General features: G+C 39.2%; 3 protein-coding genes. 1 reads left to right on the top strand and 2 read right to left on the bottom strand.

Annotation, left to right across the window (positions count from 1 at the left end; translation table 11 throughout):
• Positions 1-108: 108 nt before the first annotated feature.
• Positions 109-453 (top strand): hypothetical protein, encoded by a 345-nt coding sequence (locus tag HYG93_RS19025; RefSeq protein ID WP_178962791.1) that lies wholly within the window; start codon positions 109-111, stop codon positions 451-453.
• Positions 454-521: 68 nt separating this feature from the next.
• On the opposite strand, the gene HYG93_RS19020 is transcribed toward HYG93_RS19025, so the two are convergent.
• Positions 522-749 carry a hypothetical protein gene (locus HYG93_RS19020; protein WP_178962790.1) on the bottom strand — a complete coding sequence of 76 codons (228 nt, stop codon included), beginning with the start codon at positions 747-749 and terminating at the stop codon, positions 522-524.
• Between the two features lie 897 nt (positions 750-1,646).
• Positions 1,647-2,700, bottom strand: a 1,054-nt coding sequence (locus HYG93_RS19015) for a MobA/MobL family protein (protein WP_178962789.1), incomplete at its 5' end; no start/stop codon positions are given.

Genomic DNA, 2,700 nt, shown 5'->3' with positions numbered 1-2,700 from the left:
GTGCGCACTTCGTGAAAACACTATGTAGCATAAACATAGATTATTGCACTTGCAATGATCTTTTGTTTGATGCTCTCATAGTGTTTGAACAGGACGGAATTTGATAAAATGTCGAAACAAGATATACAGACAAAACTGGAATTAATTGAGAAGCAGAAAGCCGATCAATTGAAAAAACTTGATCAACTGAAAAACCAAGAAAAGGCATTAAAAGCTCAACAACGTAAAAAACAACGCGATCTGACCAGACAACAAGACGCACGTTTAAAAATTTTAGTTGGAGCATTCTATTTAAGACAATTTAAGAAAAATCCTGAAATGCTTGAATCAATCAAAGGCTCTCTCATTAGTTTTGCATCAGAAGCAACAGGAACAGCCAAAGAACAAAATTTAGCAGTGTTGAAAGAATTGCTTAATATTGAAGATACGAATGAAGTTATTAATTTTGAATAACTGTTTTGAGTAACCTTTCAATGAACCAAGTTTTTACCTGGTTCATTGAGGTTGCTTAAAATCAGTTATTATTCGCCAAACTCTTTATCTGTAAGGTTTTTAGCTAACAAATCTGTTTCTTCTATTTGAGCTACTTTATGAAATGGCGTTGGCTGTTCACTGTTTAATATTCTTTGTTTTACGTTTTCAAAGACTTCTGCTTTCTGTTCATTCGTTGCTGTCTTTAAAAATCTGTCTAATTCTTCCATTTGTTGAAGACGTTTTTTATTTAAAATTTCAAGTTCATCATTTGTCATATATTCACCATTTTTGATTAATTAGCCTAAGCAGAAAAGGATTCTCTGTACCCTCAAAAAAACAAAGCCGACCACTTTAAATACTTCATTATTAAAGGAAAGTTGGCATGAATCTTGTAAAAACAAATGCTTTTCAACTCTCTCTATAAGCATTCACAAACCGTCGCTTCGCTTTGGGTTTGGTGAACGCTTGAGAGAGTTTCAGCAATACTCACCCTAAGGGCGGTCATTTAAAAAAATGACACATCCCCTAAGTATTGCTGACGTTCTTTGGCTTCGGAGCCACGAATCGGTCGTCTAGCACTGTTGTTTTGCATACAACAGCAGACAAGGACTAAAGGCTTTGCACCTCTCCCCACGCGCTCCCTGTCGAAGTATGGCGGTATCTCTGCGAGGGTTTCCCCAACATGCAACTTAACCAACCTATACAACTACTCCCAACGCTCCGCTTTTGTGAGATTCCCCTGTGGCGGTTTAGCCTTTCGACTATAGCTACGTTGCACCAGTGACGCTTATTCCTACCACATGCAACGCATGCCGACCGTAAAACGGGCACACAGAAGCGGGCAAAGCTAGAAACAAAATAATTTGTTGCTTATTTGATGAACTGTAACGACATGAAATAACGAAGTTTTTACATTTGGGGCTTGTGTTTTTACTGTTATAACTCGATAATTGAGTTCAGGTACAAAAGCCTTGTGTGAAATTAGTACGAGCTTCCAACTCTGCTAATCTTCGTTGTTTGATGGTGGTACATCAAATAACTGCGTACCGTCGAATTTAAAGATAAAAGCCCTGAAATGCAATACATTTCGGGGCTTTTTCTTTGTGCATCAAATACTTGTTGGCATAAGTCAATGTAAATCAGCGTTTCACGCTGAATGCGGAAGGTTTTTTTTAAAGCTCTGGGCTGTTGTAATCGTTCCGAATGTCGGGCTTTCTGCTTACTTCTGCTACATTTTCAGATGATCTTTCAGCACTATTTTCAGTTGTGTACGTGATGAGCATTTCATCTTTTGAATAATCGCCCAATTCTTTACGCAAATAATCTGTAAACGCTTGCAGTTCGTGCTTCTCAACGACTGCTAGATCAATTTTACCGATCTCATCATTAAGAATATCGAGTGCAATTTCGGCTATTGCTTCTCGCGCATCAGCTCTTGTTTTCTCACGATTACTGCTTAAATCAGGCTTGTGATCTACAAGTTCACAGCACAGTGAACTCATGTGAAAATCCTCAGGACGCAGACACATATCTAAAACTTTTTCTGCACGTTTCTGCATTTGCTCGTTCTTAAAGAACTGCTGCTGAATTTGCGTCTGTAGCGCTCTCAGAGCGTCATATTCAACGTCTATGCGATTAAGCAGTGCATTACTAGCTTGAATCTCAAGATCAAGCTCTGAGAGCTTCTTATTGCGTTCTATGATCTCAATATTTTTGTCATGCGTGTCTGACTGCAAGCCACGATTTGCCATTGCTCGCCCTGCGCCTTCGTGAATTGTTGGTTCTTTATCTATGCCCTGCTCTGCGTATGATCGTCTATCTAAAGTCGGCTCAAAGCCAGCATCGACTAAACATTTGTTCCCAATTTTTTCACATGCTTCGCGCAATAATTCAGTTGCATTTTTTCGACCATGTAAACGCTGTGAGAAGTCCTCAAGCCCTTTTCTTCTGCGCTTTTCAAGCTCTTTTTGATTATAGGGGTCTTTACTGAACTCTCGTGTTTTTTCAGTGAATTGACCATTTTCAAATCGGCGGGTGCTGAACATGACATGAACGTGATAATTGCGTTCATCTGCATTTTTTCCGTGTGGTGCATGAATACTTGCGTCAACAACAACACCGTGATTTTTTGCTAGCCATGTGCAAAACATGCGAACCATATTTTTACGCTGTTCAGCATTCAGCTCATGCGGTAATGAAAATTCAAACTCACGAGCGACTTGTGCA

The sequence above is a fragment of the Acinetobacter sp. SwsAc6 genome (genome assembly GCF_013391565.1).
GTDB lineage: Bacteria > Pseudomonadota > Gammaproteobacteria > Pseudomonadales > Moraxellaceae > Acinetobacter > Acinetobacter cumulans.
This window is presented reverse-complemented; position numbering and strand designations above follow the sequence as displayed.